This window comes from Cytobacillus solani, from assembly GCF_006704205.1.
Taxonomy (GTDB): Bacteria; Bacillota; Bacilli; order Bacillales; family Cytobacillaceae; genus Cytobacillus; species Cytobacillus solani.
Genome location: NZ_CP041305.1, coordinates 2838911 through 2856249, shown reverse-complemented (window position 1 = coordinate 2856249; position 17339 = coordinate 2838911). Strand labels below are relative to the sequence as shown.

The 17339-nt window shown below is 35.7% G+C and carries 14 protein-coding genes, 1 pseudogene and 1 riboswitch; of the genes and pseudogenes, 4 read left to right on the top strand and 11 right to left on the bottom strand.

Annotated features, from left to right (window positions below; genetic code table 11):
* Positions 1 to 122: 122 nt before the first annotated feature.
* On the top strand, positions 123 to 1496 hold the full coding sequence (locus tag FI644_RS14220) for an IS1182 family transposase (protein WP_142108532.1): 1374 nt from the start codon (positions 123 to 125) through the stop codon (positions 1494 to 1496).
* Positions 1497 to 2026: 530 nt separating this feature from the next.
* Here the strand turns inward: FI644_RS14220 and FI644_RS14215 are convergent.
* Positions 2027 to 3214 carry an MFS transporter gene (locus FI644_RS14215; protein ID WP_053474563.1) on the bottom strand — a complete coding sequence of 396 codons (1188 nt, stop codon included), beginning with the start codon at positions 3212 to 3214 and terminating at the stop codon, positions 2027 to 2029.
* A gap of 371 nt (positions 3215 to 3585) precedes the next feature.
* Between FI644_RS14215 and FI644_RS14205 the strand changes: the two genes are divergently transcribed.
* Together FI644_RS14205 and FI644_RS14200 are read left to right on the top strand one after the other, a co-directional pair.
* Positions 3586 to 4023, top strand: coding sequence for a MerR family transcriptional regulator (locus FI644_RS14205; RefSeq protein WP_053474562.1), 438 nt, complete (start codon positions 3586 to 3588; stop codon positions 4021 to 4023).
* Between the two features lie 1025 nt (positions 4024 to 5048).
* Positions 5049 to 5217, bottom strand: a riboswitch (M-box (ykoK) riboswitch).
* 547 nt (positions 5218 to 5764) lie between these two features.
* Positions 5765 to 6936, top strand: a pseudogene (locus FI644_RS14200) (IS110 family RNA-guided transposase).
* A gap of 497 nt (positions 6937 to 7433) precedes the next feature.
* On the opposite strand, the gene FI644_RS14195 reads toward FI644_RS14200, so the two are convergent.
* Positions 7434 to 8147 carry a Crp/Fnr family transcriptional regulator gene (locus tag FI644_RS14195; RefSeq protein WP_053474561.1) on the bottom strand — a complete coding sequence of 238 codons (714 nt, stop codon included), beginning with the start codon at positions 8145 to 8147 and terminating at the stop codon, positions 7434 to 7436.
* Between the two features lie 117 nt (positions 8148 to 8264).
* Between FI644_RS14195 and FI644_RS14190 the strand changes: the two genes are divergently transcribed.
* Positions 8265 to 8606: a DoxX family protein gene (locus FI644_RS14190; protein ID WP_053474560.1), complete on the top strand. Its 342-nt coding sequence runs from the start codon at positions 8265 to 8267 to the stop codon at positions 8604 to 8606.
* Positions 8607 to 9003: 397 nt separating this feature from the next.
* On the opposite strand, the gene FI644_RS14185 is transcribed toward FI644_RS14190, so the two are convergent.
* The 9 genes from FI644_RS14185 to FI644_RS14150 all read right to left on the bottom strand — a co-directional run bounded on the left by FI644_RS14185 (position 9004) and on the right by FI644_RS14150 (position 17272).
* Positions 9004 to 10080 (bottom strand): alpha/beta fold hydrolase, encoded by a 1077-nt coding sequence (locus FI644_RS14185; RefSeq protein ID WP_142108531.1) that lies wholly within the window; start codon positions 10078 to 10080, stop codon positions 9004 to 9006.
* A 13-nt stretch (positions 10081 to 10093) separates the two neighbouring features.
* Positions 10094 to 10690 carry a TetR/AcrR family transcriptional regulator gene (locus tag FI644_RS14180; protein WP_142108530.1) on the bottom strand — a complete coding sequence of 199 codons (597 nt, stop codon included), beginning with the start codon at positions 10688 to 10690 and terminating at the stop codon, positions 10094 to 10096.
* A gap of 562 nt (positions 10691 to 11252) precedes the next feature.
* The gene (locus FI644_RS14175) at positions 11253 to 11453 is read right to left on the bottom strand and encodes a cold-shock protein (protein ID WP_053474558.1); all 201 of its coding nucleotides are present in this window, start codon (positions 11451 to 11453) and stop codon (positions 11253 to 11255) included.
* Positions 11454 to 11794: 341 nt separating this feature from the next.
* Positions 11795 to 12811, bottom strand: a complete 1017-nt coding sequence (locus FI644_RS14170) for a reverse transcriptase domain-containing protein (RefSeq protein WP_246066950.1) — start codon at positions 12809 to 12811, stop codon at positions 11795 to 11797.
* A complete protein-coding gene (locus tag FI644_RS26875) occupies positions 12762 to 13124 on the bottom strand; it encodes a reverse transcriptase family protein (RefSeq protein WP_246066943.1) in 363 nt (120 codons plus the stop codon). Before FI644_RS26875 ends, FI644_RS14170 begins: the two co-directional genes overlap by 50 nt.
* Positions 13125 to 13721: 597 nt before the next feature.
* Positions 13722 to 14564: a metallophosphoesterase family protein gene (locus tag FI644_RS14165; RefSeq protein ID WP_053474557.1), complete on the bottom strand. Its 843-nt coding sequence runs from the start codon at positions 14562 to 14564 to the stop codon at positions 13722 to 13724.
* Between the two features lie 228 nt (positions 14565 to 14792).
* A complete protein-coding gene (locus tag FI644_RS14160; protein WP_053474556.1) occupies positions 14793 to 15035 on the bottom strand; it encodes a histidine phosphatase family protein in 243 nt (80 codons plus the stop codon).
* 113 nt (positions 15036 to 15148) lie between these two features.
* Positions 15149 to 15343, bottom strand: a complete 195-nt coding sequence (locus tag FI644_RS14155) for a DUF4017 family protein (protein ID WP_053474555.1) — start codon at positions 15341 to 15343, stop codon at positions 15149 to 15151.
* A gap of 492 nt (positions 15344 to 15835) precedes the next feature.
* Positions 15836 to 17272, bottom strand: a complete 1437-nt coding sequence (locus FI644_RS14150; RefSeq protein WP_053474554.1) for an MDR family MFS transporter — start codon at positions 17270 to 17272, stop codon at positions 15836 to 15838.
* Positions 17273 to 17339 lie beyond the last annotated feature (67 nt).

Here is a 17339-nt window from a genome sequence, read left to right as displayed (position 1 = left end):
GGACCGTTTGTGGTATGAGAAAAAATCCTGCATATCAGGGGCTGTTGACAAACTAATAGGATTTACCAATACCTGTGTAGAATTTAATTATTCTATACAGGTTTTTTATTGGGGGAATTTTTATGATGGGTCGTAAAGATGAATATCAAAGTAAACTAGAGTTTATTGATTTAAATACATTTGTTCCTTCAAATCATATTCTTCGCCAAATTAATGAAAAGATAGACTTCTCTTTTGTATATAACAAAATGGAAAAATATTATTCGAAACTTGGCAGGAAATCACTTGATCCTGTACTTTTATTTAAGATGTTACTCATTGGCTATCTTTATAATGTTGATTCAGAACGAGTGTTAGAACAAGAAGTCAATCTAAACATTGCTTATCGCTGGTTTTTAGGGCTTGATTTATCTGACACTGTACCTGATCACTCCACATTTAGTCAGAATCGACGAAGGAGATTTAAGGATAGTACTGTCTTTCAAGAAATTTTTGATTATATTATAGATCTTTGTATAGAGAATGGGTTAGTTACTGGTGAAGTCATTGTTACTGATTCTACCCATATTAAAGCTAGTGCTGCAAAGGATAAGGCTGAAAAGGTAGTTGTAGAGAAAACACCTTCTCACTATTTGAATACCCTTGAAAAGGAAGCCAAAAAAATTGAAAAAGAGCTTGAGGATAAAAGAATTGAATCTGGGAAGAAGAAACGAGGCAGAAAATCAAAGAGTTCATCTACCGAAAAGATTTCTGTAATAAAAACGGACCCTGACTCTGGCTTATTAAATCGCCCTGGAAAGCCATCTGGTCCCCACTACTTAGCACATGCAAGTATTGATACAAAAAACGGAATCATAGTTGATATTCATCCGAGTGCTGGTAACATAAATGATTGTGAGCCTTTTATAGATAGATTAAATGTGATACAAGAAAAATTTGAATTAAACATTAAAAATGTGGCAGCTGATAAAGGATATGATAAAACTAAGATTCATCATGGCTTAAAAACATTGGAAATCACAGGTTATATTAGTCCCATAGGATATACTACACCTTTCGATACAACGTCTTATAAGGAGTTTACCTACAACATTGACACTGATACGTATACTTGCCCCAATAAAAAAACACTTACGTTTACCCATTTAAGAAAAAAAGAAACTGATAATTATTTAAAAACGTATTCTGCTAAAAGTAAAGACTGTAAAGTCTGTCCATTTCGAGAATGTTGTTTTGGGGAAACAGCAAGTAAAAGAACGATTTCTCGACCAATTGCACATGAATTGTTGGAAGCAAATACTCAGAGGGCAAAAACTAGTGAATATAAAGCATTCCAAAAGCTCCGAAGAGTTTGGTGTGAAGGTTCCTTCGGAACATTGAAATCTAAGCATAACCTGTATAAAACATATAAGAGGGGCATTGAAAAAATTTCTGAACAATGCCTTTTTTCAGCGTTGGCATTAAATTTAAAAAGAATTATAAAGGTAATGAATTAAGACAAAAATTATAAAGAAAACTAATAAATATACTCTTAAAAAGAAAATGGGAAAGGAGCAAAGCTCTTTTCCCATTTTGTCAACAGCCCCATCAACACAGGATTTTTAATCAACTTTATTATAAATTATCAATCTTTATTTTAAATAATCGAACTTTGTATTAAATAATCAATTTTTTTATAATACTACATCTATTCCTTATTGCGGGTAGTGACAGCTTCGTTAGTACTACCCCATCTTTGTGGATAATGCGAAGGTTATTAAATTGGTCGCTTCCTCCATGGTTTGCGGCATATTGGAGCGACTATTCTTTCGGAGCCTCAGGAAATTCCGATAGGCTATACATGTTTGTACGACATACATATGGAGCCACAATTGATATACAGCCCGTACTATGCGACAACACGATCCGAATGTGCGACCGGCCGCTGAATAATAATTGGGACCTCATAGTCGAAGGCGCGGGGGATGGGTCCCCGTCCGCCGTTCTGGTTGCCACTAATAGTATCGGATGTCAGCCCATTAGCATCCTAGGTATTGGCGTTCTTTAAACTATTATCCTGCGCCTCTTTTTTTGACAATGAGCTCGAAAGGATAAGGGTAATCGCTATGGCTATCGCAACTCCCAATGCACCGAACCAAGTAACGGCAGCTAGTGACACACTTCCAACAGCAATGCCGCCAATACCTGCACCTGCAGCCATCGCTAATTGCATTATGGACTGATTAAGTCCAAGCAATATAGCTGACGATTCAGGCTCAATTGTCGCCAAGAGATATTGCTGTGTCGGTGCAGTGGCCCACGCTGAAAACGACCATATTATTAATACGATCATAACCCCGACCACTGAATTCGTTAAGAGTGACAATAGAATAAGCATAACGATATGCAGCGTCATAGTGCTAGTAAGTGTAAATGGAATACCCCAACGATCCGTACTGAATCCGCCAAACTTCGAACCAATAAGACTGGCAATTCCAAAAACAAGTAAAGCTGTACTAAGGAATTTGTCACTTATTCCTGATACATTTAGCAGATAAGGAGAAAGATAAGTATATGCAATCGAATATCCTCCAAGCCAGAAAAGGGTGATTGATAAACCAAGGATAACTTTACGTTTTTTAAATAGAGCTAGCTGCTGAAGTAAGGATACAGGTTTATCACCTTCTATATCCGGAATAGTAAGGTATATAACAACCATCGCAATTAATCCAAGAAGGGCAATTCCTCCAAATATAGATTGCCATCCAAATGCATTTGTCATTATCCTACCAATAGGTACTCCAATGATTAAGGAACTCGTTAATCCCATAGTTATTATTGCAATCGCACTAGCTCGCTTACCTGGCGGAGCAATTTTGGTAGAAATTATCAGTACAGTTACAATAGCTAATCCAGCACCAATACCCATGATCATGCGGGCAACAATCAGTATTCCATAATTTGGGGAAAGAAAAGACAGTATATTTGCCACTACAAATAGTCCTAATGAATACATTATTAGCTTTCTTCTACCCCACTTTGCCGTTAAAACCAGTATGATCGGGGTACAAATCGCATAGGCGAGTGAGAAAACTGTAACGAGCTGACCCGCTGCTGTCAAAGAAACATCTAGTGAATCCGCAATTTTATCCGAAATTCCTGCCACGACATACACAGATGTACCCACTATAAAACTGATAATTGCTAACATGTATATTTTCCAAGTGTTAGACAAAAAAATCACTCCTTAAACGTTTATTGATACATATGGTGATATGAATTGCTTGAAAAACAAAATATCCAAGTTTAGGTAACCGGCCAACACGCTTCATATACCGCATTTTCGCATTCTTCAGCATCGACGACTTGGTAGAAACCGGATCCGATGATCGGCATTTTTACTCCGTTATTTCAAAGTTAAGTTTGCATCGTAATTCCTCCTCCCATTGTTCAAATTTAAAACAACAAACGACCGCGCATCCCAGGAATCGGGATGCGCAGCGGGGGTTTCGCCAACGGCCGATTTGCATTATAATAAACCTATCACCTTCGTGTTACACGAAGTCAATCCATTTTTTCAACAAATTTTTCCTAGGAGGATTTCACATGCATACGGTTAAAGAAGCTGCCCTGATGACGGGACTCACCGAGCACGCCGTGCGCTTTTACACGGATAAAGGCCTGGTGCCGAGCGTACAGCGCAATAAAAACAATATTCGGTTGTTCGACGAAGAATCAATCAACTGGCTCTATGGCATCAAATGCCTCAAGCAGACCGGGATGCAGATTGAAAACATCAAAACGTACGTCGACCTCTGCCTCGAAGGTGATTCGACCGTTCCGCAGCGCTTTGCACTTATGAAGGAGTATAAAGAAATGGCACTTGTTCAGCTCGAAGAAGCCAAGCAGCGCGTCGCCCATTTGGAAGAAACAACTCACCATTATCAGGCCATTCTGGAGAACCGCATCCCGGACACAACCAATCCCAACAAATGGGGAATAGATCGGAAGGACGCGAGAAGTGGTCCGGTATTCCGGAAATAGAAAGAATCGCAGCCGCTTTACAGCAACAGTCCCCAGTGAAACTTAAGTCTATCACTTGCTTGTATCATTCGCTTTTTCAGCCGTTCCCTGGATATCCAATGCCGATTGACTGAAGAGACTGAAGTGGGCCAATCAACTGGATTGCCCCTATTATGAATAGTCAACGTGAAAGAGGGCTAAAAATGACCTTAGCCTTATAAATTATGTAGAGTAAGGGACAGTTGTCTACAGACACAAACAAGCAGAATGATTCAAATTCTGCTTGTCTGTGTTGATTTAGAATAAAGTTTGATTAAAAATCACTCTAAACTCTTGATTTCACTGCATATAAAAAGATATCGTTTTGAATAAAGATTGATCAATACGATATCTTTCTTTTATTTTTAAGAACTCTTTTTTATAAAAAAATTTGATTATTTTGGTGCTACTTTTTCCACTAAAGCACCCTATCGTATTATAAGGTCAATCAGAGAAATCTGGTTGACTATTTTTTATTCAATTTATAGATTGATAGTAGCCGGGGTAGAACGTTCGCGCCCGTGGGACTTGATCCCGACAATTAAACTGTTCGCCCTCTACTTGTTAAAACATGATTAGGCTGGTTGGGACATGGAGATCCCCGTATAACAAGCGAAGATATGAATGACAAGGTAGATAGAGGATTTTAAACATGGTTTTCTCATCCTTTCGATCTATTAACAATTTTTTTATTAAAAAAATTTTTTCCTGAAAACAGGGATCGCTGCTAAATCGAAAACAACCATGTTACGCTAACATGTTAAATAGGTATTTCTTAAATTTACATGTCCTACATAAGTTGATAAATACAAGCTAAAGTAGGGGGAACATGCTGGAGATACCTAAGATTTGCAGTCTCACTGTACAGAATATTGATACAAGTTATATATAATCGACACCTCTCACTATGACTATCCAATGTAAATTGTTCCCCCCTTTCAAAAATAAAAAAAACCTCTAGATAGATTCCTAGAGGGTTTGATAAGCGTACATAAAAAAGCACTTATACTTCTCCCCCACAGTAGAGCTTTGGCACTATACAACGTAAAGGAAAAATCCTTAGCTACCTTATGAAAAGCCTTAATTCGGCAGTTCCTGTTCTACCCATTGGCATCTTTCGATGTTTCCGGGCAGTAGCCTATGTTTGTATAGGAGCCTCACCTAACGAGGATCTATTATTATCATTGATATAGTATACTTACCACTACGATTAGTCAATAATATATTTCCAGCCCTTAAAGTATTAGGCAATCTATGGTCTTTTGTTTAATAATTAAAAATAACACTAAGTTTGTTATCATAAATTATAAAAGCCAAGGTTCAGTTAGAAGAAACATCGGCTTTTTGCAATGTATTTCATTTACCTTTAGGTATTTCCGCTATAAAGATGTTATAAATTGCTTGTTCAATTATATGGCCCTTCGTATTATAAGGTCAGCCAGATATTTCTGGTTGAGCATTTTTTATATCGATATATGATTACTGTAGCCGGGGTAGAACGTATGGCCCGTGGGACCATGATCCCGTCCGCAAAACAGTTCACCCCCTACTTGTAGAAACATGTTTGAGGCTGGTTGGGACTAAGATCTCGTATAACAAGCGAAGCTATGACACTACAGGAAGGAATTAGGGGCTACCGGCAATTATTTTTGGAGGAGGAATTTGAATGAATCCAGTCATTGGTCTGGATGTAGCAAAAGGTGAAAGTCAGGTTCAAGCATAGTTGGAAAGAAAGAAGCCCTACAAGAAAAGTTTCAAAGTAAAACATGACCTTGATGGGTTAGCTAGTTTATTAGATTTTATTAAAGAGATAGAAGATATTTCAGGAGAACGTCCCCCTCTTGTGATGGAATCAACAGGACACTATCACAAACCAGTTGTTCAATATTTTGAGGACAGGGGTTATTTAATTATTATCGTAAATTCACTCATATCTTATAAAGCAAAGAATTCTAGTTTACGTAAAGTAAAAACAGATATTATAGACGCCAATCACCTCTGCGAGCTGTACTATAAAGAGGATTTAGAGCCATATAAAAAGCGAGGTATTCAGTTATTAAATTTACGCAATCTTACAAGACAGCATGATAATATTACAGAGATAGTGTGCAAACCAAACTCCAATTTCAGGCAGTTTTAGATCAAGTATTTCCTGAATACAGTAAGGTTTTTAGAAGTTTATACTCAGATGTTTCTTTACTAACTTTACAAGCATTTCCTACTTCAGAAGAGGTTTTGAAAGCTGATAATGAAACATTAACAACTAAAATAAAAGAATTCTGTAACACTCGTTCACTGCAATGGGCAAAAAAACAGGCCGAGAAATTACTAGCCGCCGCAGCACAAAACCCATTTCAGAAGAATTTGTATTTTAGTCTAATCCTAAGCCTAGATATGTATATTAAAATGCTTCTTGAATACAAAAAACATCTATCCATGCTTGAAGATGAGATAGATGCTTTAGCGAAAAGTATTGAAGAATATGAGATTATCCGTTCAATCCCCGGGGTAGGTGAAAAAATCGCTGCCACAATTATTTCTGAAATTGGGGAAATCGAAAGGTATAATCACCCTAAGAAACTAGTTGCCTTTGCAGGCATTGATCCTACTGTCTTTGAATCTGGAACCTTCAAAGGTACTCAAAATCGAATTACTAAAAGAGGTTCTAGTAGGCTAAGGCAAACTCTATATATGGCTGTTAAATGTGCCATTCGTGACTGTCGCAAACAAAAAACAACGGATGAAATCATCCCACGCAACAAGCGATTACGTGCTTTTTATGATAAGAAACGCGAAGAAGGAAAGCCATATAAAGTAGCCTTAATTGCTAATAAACTCTTACATTGGATTTATGCACTATTAAAAAACAAATCTATATTCCAAGATTTAGCTTAATCAACATATTTAACCATGTACACCAATACTTTCCAAACATATTATTTGGAAGGTTATTTGGCGTGCACAAATTTAGTATAACATGAATTTTTTTGAGTTTTTATTGAAAAATGTTGACAACTATTGGCTGGTTTTGTTGAATAACATGACTGGCATTTTTTAATCAACTTTATTATCTCTGTACAAAAAGCCAGATGTTGATGATGTAATTTAGTATAAATAGTGAGGAACCGTATCATACGTAAATGAGGTTTTATTATGCTGAAACATGAGATTTTCTTACTAAGTATATATGCTTTTGCAAATTTTAAGATTTAAGAATGAACTGCACCCTAAAGTTAGACACACCTAACAATTAGGGGCAGTTCAGCTATTTGTATCAATCCCTAGACTCTTTTTTAATAGTTTTTCCTAATTTGATAAACTCAATAATTGGATCTTTTACTGATTCGTTCAACTCCTGTGGTAGGTGTATTAGAACAACGGTTGTCTCTCTCTTACATAGTACTTTCAATGGTTTCCTTTAATCGTTGACGATGAATGATAAAAAAACCACGAGTACTTGTTCTGTTTACCACTCCTTCAGAAGTTAACTCATTTAATAATTCTGTTACAGTTTCACGAATGCTTCCCATCATGCTAGCTAACTCTTGATGTGTAACCTTCACCCCTAATTGAATCCACTCAGGTCCCACACCAGCATGCTCGTTTAAAGGTTCCCCAAATTTTTCTGTTAATCTGTTTAATAGAAAAAGCAGCTTGTTTCGTACGCTCCCATATGCCATTAGCTCCAGCATCTCTTCCATTTCCTTTAAACGAGTGGATAGGATTTTTATTATCTTTAGTGCAATATCTGGTTTTTCTATTATAATTTGTTCAAACTGGACCTTGTCTATTGAACAAATAACAGAATCCTCTATAGCTTTAGCGTATATAAGGTGGGACCCAGGGGCAAACAGGCTAATTTCCCCAAATATATGTCCCACTCCTAATACATCAATCGTAAGTTCTTTTCCGTTGTTAGTTATGGTATACATACGCACTTTCCCACATTTTATTAAATACAATCGTTTTTGACTCTTGTTGGGAGCGGTAATTAAAGTACCTTTCTTAGTTACAAGGATTGGAGCAATGGATTCCATTTGCTGTAATTCTTTCATATCCAAATCTTGGAATAAATTGATTCTCGATAAGTATTTAATTTTGTCCACCAAATTCCCCCCTAATACGTTAATTGGTAGGTTAGACTACAGATTATTATTACATTATCAATTATAGTAATTTTAAGTGAAAAGTTTTCAATTTTTTGTTTAAGGAGTGTTTATTAATTGGAGATACTTTTAATTATTACTAAGGTTATTTTAGTATGTATGTTTGCATTTTCTGCGGCCATCAAATTTTTACGTAAACCAATGATGGTGCAGCATTGGAATGAGTATAGGTATCCTATGTGGTTTATGTTTGTCATTGCTACATTAGAATTTACAGGTGTATTAGGATTATTAGCAGCATTTTGGTTTCAAAGAATGTTGATATTTGCAGCTGTTCTTTTTACTATTTTGATGATTGGCGCAATACATGCCCACCTATTCCGTGCAAAGCATAGCCCACTGATGGCCATTAATGCTGTGATAATGCTTCTTTTATCTATTACGCTTATTATTATCTGAGTTTAATGGAATCCTTGCAGTAGATATTATGATGAAATCTGGATTAATTATTGATTTTCATGAATTGATAGCAAAAAGAAAAGGGAATATATAAATCCCATCTTATAACCCAAAATATCTAAGCTCATTTAGTGTAGCTTTGGAATAAAGATTAATTAAAAAATATCCCTCAACCCATATCTAACAGTAACTTCCAAAACTCTAATTTGAAAAAAGGTTGATCAAAATAGATTCTTTTTTCGGGATACAACCAAATCTTTCATAAAAAAGTTTGATCATTTTAGAGAGATATGTTTTTCACATTAGACACTTAATGCGCAGCTTTTGCATACTGACTTGGTTGAGATATATGAGTCCCATTCCATCATGGTGGCGTATGATGGAATGGCTTTGGAAATTAATGTTTGATTTGATCGATAATGTCGAATAAAGCTTCGTTGAATAGCTCCTTCTGATCAAGCATTGTCACATGTCCAGCATTTGGTATTGAGTAAAATTGTTTCATTGGCGCCTTGATTTGATCAAAGTATGTGCGAGCGAGAGAATAAGGCGTTTGCCAGTCATCCTCGCCATGGATATAAAATACTGGAACTTGATAGTCTGAAGTTACCATATTCAGATCATAGGACTTAAACAAAGATTCCAAAATAGCACGCTGTTTTATTTCTAGTACATCGCTCATTAACATGTATTTAATATCTTTGAACGAGTAAAAGGGAGAACATAGTACGCTCGTGACTAGTTGGAGTGATGGTTGCATCGCAAGCTTATACTTACCTTGCAACTTACGGAGTTTCATAAGCTTCTTGATCATGGCATCACTAAACTGGGGCTCGGGATAAGGGCTTAAAGCCTGTAAGGTGCTAATATCTTTCTGGTTTCCTACTTGACTGCTGCATTCCAATGCTTTCTCGTAGCCAATTCGTTCGTTTTCAATCATATTTACAACTTGTCCAACTCCAATATAGGCTTGAACCATCTGCGGAAACTGCAAGGTGAATAGACTCCCTAAGATAGAACCCCATGAATGACTAAGCAGAAGGATTCGCTCTTTGTTATATTTCTTTTGTAAATAGCTCACAACTTCATATGTATCCTGAAATGCTTGTTCAATCGTTGTTGTCGGCGTGACTTTCTGGGAATCATTCGCAAAGAAGGTTTTACCGCTGTTTCGCTGTTCCCAGTGAACGACGGTTACTTTATCTTCCCAAGGAAACTGAAAGTCTTGGGCAAAAGGAAGCATCGGACTGCCAGGACCTCCGTGCAGGAATAAGAGGACGGGATGATCCTTATTTTCACCACGATGATATAAAAACTGCTGGATTCCACCGATCGTCACATACTCTCCCTCATCAATTCCGTTTGGTGTATGGATTTGACAGGATGCTGCACGCTTCTTAGTGTAGAGAAACCAATAAATCGCCATACTGATACAGGCAATAGCTACTATGGAAATAATTAGAAATTGATTCATATGAATGCCTCCTCTAGCTATTCTGCTTACACTTGCTTAGATATTCTGCAATTGCATCTACAAGAATTCTTAATGCTTGTGCTCTTCCTTGTTCACCGTATTGGTTCTGATTAGATGCAATAAAATGCAAGCCGTCCATTAAATTCGCTAGTACGCTATAATCACATTGAGCATCCTCTATTCCCAATCCATTCATTGTACGCTGAAAATTAGTTTTGGATTTATCCTGTTCCTTTCTGTTAATAGGATCTGGAAGTTTGCGCAACAAATATTCCAGGTCTGATGGCTGAACATAAAGTGCAAGGCTATCTGGTGCCAAGTAAATTTCATGAAGTGCATGGGTAATCTTGTCCTTAAAATGCCCCGAGCTAGCTCCGATTTCAAGAATTCTGTCAAATAAAGCTTGCTCATTTTGCTTCAAAATGTGGTAGAGAAATTCTTCCTTGGAAGGATAATAGGTATAGAAGGAACCTTTGGCTATTTGCACAGCTGCTGCAATATCGTCAACCGTAACTCGCTTCATGCCTTTCTTACGAATGAGCTCTATTCCTTTGACATACATTGCATTTTTGATTTGCTCTTTCTCCTGCTCACTTATGATCTTTGGCATATGCTCTTCTCCTTTAATGACTATTTATAATGAATTGAGTCAATATAAATATAATAAGACTAAACTCTGGTGAGAGTCAATGGAATTAGCATAAAATAGCTGAATTAAAATTCATAATATGTTATCCAAATTTAATACGCAGCACATACCTGAGCACTTAATGGAGATTAATTTCTTTGTTAAGGATGAAGAGGACGAAACGAAGGTAGCAGGCGGAATACTGTGCCATTTTGCAGAACAGTACGCAAATACTATGCAATAAAAAGAGGATAACTTGAAAACGGTGCATCTTTTTTATAAACAGTACAACTATGTTTTAAACCGACATAAAAATGTTAAATTAGGGTTTACTACTACAGTGTGTTATACTTGGTCTACCATTTGTACTATTACTGATTGTGTTTCATGATTGTTGCATAAGCCCTATTCATTTATTGAATAGGGCTTTCATTCTGTTGATAAAGTCTCTTGTTCCGTTTATCATCTGGAATTGGCAACCCTACTGTCCCTTAGTACAAATAAAAAACAGACCCTTCATTTAGGGTCTGCCACTTGATATTATTTAAGCTTTTTGAACGTTTGTAGCTTGTGGGCCACGTTGACCTTGTTCAACTTCAAAAGTTACACTTTGACCTTCGTCTAAAGATTTGAAACCTTCGCTCTGGATTGCTGAGAAATGTACGAATACGTCTTCTCCTGCTTCACGCTCGATGAATCCAAAACCTTTTTCTGCATTAAACCACTTAACTTTACCTTGTTCCATAATTGTTGCCTCCTCGTGTGAGCCTCACACATTGTGTTACTATCCTTGCTCAAATACCTTAGACGAAAAACAAAATCTATTCTCAATCTGAAAAAAGAACAAAAATAATTCTTCCTAAGAGTAACAAACATATCATGAAATAGCAAATAGTATAATTCTCATTTCTTATGAAGATATTTCTTTATCAAATGTTATTGAAGAAAATGCTCCGATATAAAAAGAACGCCTTCTTCAAGAAGTCGAGTAGAATGGAGCCTTTTTACCTTACGGTAAATTGTGCTCCAGACCCTCACAGAACCGTGCTTGCACTATTAATGCACACGGCTCCTCCTAGTCATCATTCACAGAATGTAGCTAATCTCTTTTCTTAAATTGTATATATTCACTTTAATTTTTGGTGAAGGTAGTGGATATTTATCAAGAAATAGTCTGAATTTGTCCCATGTAAAGGATTTCCTTTGACTTCTTCTATTGAGCCATTTAAACAGTAGTTCCTCAATTTTGCACTTGAAGTTGCTGACATTTAGGCTATTATCAGTGATGCAATAATAGTTGTAATAACCGATAAGCGAGCGTCGAAATCTATCTATGATTATATGGATATTCTTATTTCTATTCTTCTTCATCCATTCTTTAGATTCTTTTAATTTATTTTGGACTTTTTTTCTACTCGATTTCCGTTTCACCCAAAATTTCCCTTGTTTACTTTCCCCGCAATAGTGTGTAAAGCCTAAGAAATCAAAGGTCGCTGGTTTACTATTCCCCTTTTGTTTTGCATATTTCTCCGCAAACCGTCCAAAGGGAATAATTTTGGTTTTATCCTCAGCAATTTCCAAATTAAATTTCTTTAATCTAAGTTTTAATGATTGGAAGAACTCCTGAGCTTCGCTCTGATATTGAAAACAGCACACAAAATCATCTGCATACCTTACTATATATGCCTGTCCGTTGCATTGTTTCTTGACCTTTTTCTCAAACCATAGGTCGAGAATATAATGGAGATACACATTGGCTAATATCGGAGATATGACACCACCTTGCGGTGTGCCATTGTCTGTTTTGTATTTCTTTCCTTCCTCCATATATCCACCTTTAAGAAACCTGCCAATTATTCTTAGTAAGTTAGGGTCTGCAATTCGCAGTTTTAAGAACTCCATCATCCATTTGTGGTCAACGTTGTCAAAGAATCCTTTAATATCAACATCTACTACATAATTTACTGATCTCTTTTCAATATAGAAGTTCAGTATTTTCAAAGCATCATGGCAACAACGGTTTGGACGAAACCCAAAGGAACAGTCTAGAAAATCATTTTCGTAGATGGTGTTTAGTATCTTGGTAATGCCTTTTTTGAACAATCTTGTCTTCGTGTTCCGGTATTCCTAATGGTCTTTTCTTGTTTGAATTGAGCTTTGGAATATACATTCTCCTGACTGGAACAGGACGATAACTTTTGCTTTTAAGTCTACTTACTAACACCTCTATATTTTCTTCTAAATTTTCACCGTACTGCTCCTTAGTTGTACCGTTAATCCCTGTTGCTTTCCTATTGGGTAGTTCATGATGACATTGAGCTAGTGCTTGCTTGTTTAATAGATGTGCAAGAGATGTAAACTTTATTTTAGGATCAGACTTTGCTAATTCTGCTATCCTTAGTAGTTTTGTTTCCATTTAAAATACCTACCTCTGTGTGTAGTAAATGTGTCTCTAGTAAGGGTGATAATTAGGTAGCAGCCTTTCCTCCATCGGTGTTACCCAACTTCATTGGTACTACGCTGCTATCCGACTCCCTACAACGGCATTTGGTTTCCTTGCTTTTTATCGCTTGTACACCATACTCTTCTAAAAAAAAGAAAAGACCGGTAGGGTCTCCTGAGTTGCCATATCATATCAATGTATGACGTGCCAAGGTCTATGACTCCAGAGAGGTTTTATCATTCTTGCCTTTAACGAAAGATAAAATGTAGCTTTCTGCAGCGCTTAAAGCATCAGCCCTCTCGAACTACAATCATTATGGAACTCAATCCCTTCAACCATTAGGCTTTCGGCCCGCCACCTCACTGTCTACGCTTAAAAACTAAAGTTACCTTTAGTCCTCCAAGACTCGTTACGAGCGAATGGCTAGTTTTTCTCGACGGGAATCCCACCCGTTATATGATACGACCTTGCTCAGCCGCACAAGCACCCGATTGTGGAAGATCATAAGTACATGTATTGTTAAACTAAACGCACTCGTAAGTTGAAGAAGGTTCATTTTATTCTTTTAAATTACCAGTAGTTTTTTTCAAAAAAATTATTTATTTCATCTTTATAATTAAATCTATTATTGAGCTTTTGTAATAATTCAATATCATGGGTATGAGTTTTTCCTGTCTCGAGCATTTCTCGATATAAGTTAATATAAGGAAGTTTATTACTGCTAGCGTTTTTTAATTCCTTTTCTACATCATAGGAAATTTTTTTAAATCTCACCTCAGCAATCCCTGTCTCGTCAATTTCAAGAATCCCATATTGAGCACGTAGGTCAGAACATAACTTGTCCCATCTGTAAAAAGGCTGTCCAATAGTTCCTGGGTTAATAATCAATTGATCATTGCTACTATAGCGTAACAATTGGTGATGGGTATGAGCATAAATCGCAATATCGTAATCATGCTCAAATAACTGATCAAAACTTTTCTGATTATTAGTAGGCCATAACTCTCCTCCATAATTTTTATTTTGTAGATTATGACTAATACTGATAGATAGATTATTAACTTGTTTTGTTAGGTGTACTGGTAAATTCTTAATAAGATTAATATGGTTTTTATCCAAATTTTCACACTGGTACTGAACTAACCTAGAAACATAGATATCAGTAGCGTTATCAAAATCAATCTTTTTATTGAGTACGTCAAGGAAGCTGTCTTCCCAGTTTCCTTTAACATAAGCAGTAACTTTAATACTATCTAATATTTCAAACAAATCATTTGCTCCGGGCCCGGGCATGATTAAATCTCCTAAAAACCAATAGTCAGTGACACTTTCTTTGACCGAATCTTCGACAACTGCTTTTAAAGCACTTGCATTTCCATGGACATCTGCTAGTAAAGCAATTTTATGTTTCATGTATTTTATTTTCCTCCCCATAAGATTGACAGTACAATCAAAATAGAACTCATATTCCTATTTTATCATTTTGTGGGATTTTGTGGGATTTGTTCAACTAAACTCCCTTTCGTTAAATAAACAAACAGCCTGCTATTGCAGCCCGGCTGTTCAAGTAATTCGCCCGATTATGGAACAACATTCATATTGGTATATTGAAGATAAGCTCCATTTTGTTTAATAATGGAATTATTTCAGATGTAATGTACAATTATAAAGATTGCAATTCCAATTACCTTCAATATTCTTAAGAATTGTAAGAGAAGTATTTTCAATATAAGTTGTTGGAAATCTTTCGGGTAGCAAATGCTGTAGTGTCAGACCAATTAAAGCCCCGTGGCTCACTACTAAAACCCTTTTACCTCTATATACACGATTTATTTCTTCTATAAATTTAATTCCTCTCTTTGCTACATCTTCAAATTTTTCCATACCAAGGTCTAAATCACTCCAGTTATTTCCCCATATTTGAACTCAATTCTTTAAGGGGTATAGCGTGAGGGTATTAAAAATGGATAGCAATTACTAATTACTATCCATTGAGTTTATTTTTTTTTGTGTGAAAGTTTTTTGTTCACATAAAACGTGACCAAAGCTACAACGATTAAAACTGGAATTGCATAAATCTGTCCAACAAACAATTTCCAACCTACCGTATTATAGCCTTCTGATGCAGGAATTAAGACTGCAATCACACAAACAATCAAATAGGCTAACAATGGCGGAATAATATTTCTCATTAGGCTCCACTCCTTTCTTTCATACTATTAAACAACTATTGAATACTTCATTTATATATTTTATTATAGCCCACTATTTTTACTACTCAAAAACAACAAAGTTTACGAAAACAGCCAAATTTTTTTATCGGACTACTTCCTCCATTTTTTACCGAATAATATTTTTGATATTAGAGCCGCTATGAGACTACAGATGATGCTCATCTATTACATTTCAAATTTTTATCCTCATGGATTCTTCTCACATCATACTAAAAAAGTTTATATCCCTTTTTATAATTTCGAAGAAAGTTGCTCTTTACTATTAAAGTATAGGTACAATATTTTTTACAGAATTCTGCTTCATTCACAAACATTATCCATTGTAAATTTCATATCTCTTTAAAAAAAATATTCTTTCTGCTACTTCTAAAGAGCATATGCCTCCAGCCATTTTAAGTTCAGTAACATTTAAGTCTTCTTTCGGGCAATTTTTTCTTAGCAAGAATGATATTATTCTTCCTTTTTTGTATATATTGGTGATTTTATAAAAATGCATAATATAAATGCAATCACTATTAAAATGAAAGCAGACATAAAGCCATTATTAAGTCCCTTCAGCAATGATGATAAAGAAATGCCCTCATAATCATTTGAATATCTAGTAACTGTAGCTGACATAACCCCTACCATTATTGCAGCTCCAAGTGAAGCAAACACTTGACGAACAGTATTATTAATCGCAGATCCGTGACTTATTAAATCATTAGACAATGCATTTATCCCCGCTGTAGCTAAAGGCATCATTACAAATCCCATACCTAACATCCTTAATGAATAAAGACAAACAATCCACCAAGTAGCTGTATCCTTAGTAAGCAATAAGAAAGGGAATGTTGCTACAGCTAAAATAAACATGCCAATCATTGACATTTTCTTGACACCATACTTATCAAATAATTTCCCTGCAATTGGTGAGATAACACCTAAAACAAGTGCGCCAGGAAGTAATATTAGCCCTGATTGAAGTGCTGAAAATCCTTTTATTGATTGTGTATAAATAGGTAATAGAATTTCTGAACCAATCATTGTCATAAAAATAATAGCTACAATAATTGTAGACAAAGTAAAAGTTCTACTTTTAAATACTCTTAACTCCAAAAATGCTTGTGCTAATTTAAATTGACGACGGGAAAATAGTATTATTACTACAATACCTATTACGCAAGAAATCCATGTATTCATATTTTGCCACCCTTCATTTCCTGCAACACTTATCCCATAGAGAAGTGAACCCAAACCTAAGCTACTAAGCAAAATAGAGAAAAAATCAACCTTCGGCTTAGTTAAATTTATAATGTTTTTCATATAGAAGAATGCTAGCAACAAATTAAGCACAACAATTGGAAGAATTATATAAAATAAGTAACGCCAATTATAATAATCAACAATCCAACCTGATACAGTAGGAGCAATTGCAGGAGAAAACGCTATAACAATTCCTACTAACCCCATGGCTTCCCCTCGCCGTTCAGCTGGATATACTAAAAACATTAGCGTTTGCATTAAAGGAATCATTAATCCTGAACCAATAGCTTGAATGATACGCCCTACGAGAAGTGTGTTAAATGTCGTACTTAGTGCACAAATTACAGTACCTATTGCAAAACTAACCATTGCCGCAAAAAATAAGTTTCTATTGGTTATTGTATTTAACAAAAATGCAGAAGTAGGAATCATTATGCCACTGATTAACATAAATGTAGTGATAAGCCATTGTGCATTACTAGCACTGATATCTAAATCGCTCATAATTTTTGGTAAAGCGGTGACCAATAAGGTTTGATTAATAATGGTTAAAAATGTTCCAACCATTAAAACAAGTACAAATCCAGCTCGTTTAAAGTGATTTCCATTAATATCAACTGGTTGCGTTTGTATTTTTTCCATGTTTTTTTACATTCCTCTCACTCAAAATAAACCAATGTATATTTTTTTGTACTCAAGTTTATTTTTA

Bases quoted from the DNA above. Each gene is read 5' to 3' on its own strand.
- FI644_RS14220 (WP_142108532.1), top strand. From the start codon at position 123: ATGATGGGTCGTAAAGATGAATATCAAAGTAAACTAGAGTTTATTGAT.
- FI644_RS14205 (WP_053474562.1), top strand. From the start codon at position 3,586: ATGCATACGGTTAAAGAAGCTGCCCTGATGACGGGACTCACCGAGCAC.
- FI644_RS14185 (WP_142108531.1), bottom strand. From the start codon at position 10,080: ATGAATCAATTTCTAATTATTTCCATAGTAGCTATTGCCTGTATCAGT.
- FI644_RS14180 (WP_142108530.1), bottom strand. From the start codon at position 10,690: ATGCCAAAGATCATAAGTGAGCAGGAGAAAGAGCAAATCAAAAATGCA.
- FI644_RS14175 (WP_053474558.1), bottom strand. From the start codon at position 11,453: ATGGAACAAGGTAAAGTTAAGTGGTTTAATGCAGAAAAAGGTTTTGGA.
- FI644_RS26875 (WP_246066943.1), bottom strand. From the start codon at position 13,124: ATGGAAACAAAACTACTAAGGATAGCAGAATTAGCAAAGTCTGATCCT.
- FI644_RS14165 (WP_053474557.1), bottom strand. From the start codon at position 14,564: ATGAAACATAAAATTGCTTTACTAGCAGATGTCCATGGAAATGCAAGT.
- FI644_RS14160 (WP_053474556.1), bottom strand. From the start codon at position 15,035: ATGGAAAAATTTGAAGATGTAGCAAAGAGAGGAATTAAATTTATAGAA.
- FI644_RS14155 (WP_053474555.1), bottom strand. From the start codon at position 15,343: ATGAGAAATATTATTCCGCCATTGTTAGCCTATTTGATTGTTTGTGTG.
- FI644_RS14150 (WP_053474554.1), bottom strand. From the start codon at position 17,272: ATGGAAAAAATACAAACGCAACCAGTTGATATTAATGGAAATCACTTT.